The sequence below is a fragment of the Ferrovum myxofaciens genome, assembly GCF_000735045.1.
In the GTDB taxonomy this organism is placed as follows: Bacteria; Pseudomonadota; Gammaproteobacteria; order Burkholderiales; family Ferrovaceae; genus Ferrovum; species Ferrovum myxofaciens.
In genome coordinates this window covers 1-253 of sequence record NZ_JPOQ01000517.1, presented here as the reverse complement: position 1 = coordinate 253, position 253 = coordinate 1, and the positions used below count along the sequence as shown (strand labels likewise).

Below are 253 nucleotides of genomic sequence, written 5' to 3'. Positions count from 1 at the left end.
CAGTTTTTTCGTTCCTCCTGGAGCCGGGGAAACTCCCAGTGCCCTGTAAATTTTCATCAAGTCTGGTTCGGCTACGGTGCATTTTCGCACATTCAATGTGCGCCCATCACGTTGTTGGAATGAGGCAGTGACGCGCCGCTGCACGCTCATCGTTTCGCGTAGGCTGGCCCAGTTGTCGCGGATGTCTGCTTTCTTCAGTTTCGCTCGTAGCACCTGTACGGCCTGATAGGCCAGCACGGTGATGAAGAGATGT

General features: G+C 54.5%; 1 pseudogene. It reads right to left on the bottom strand.

Annotated elements, in window-relative coordinates:
- Positions 1 to 253, bottom strand: a pseudogene (locus IV91_RS0114860) (IS1634 family transposase); the annotation flags it as partial.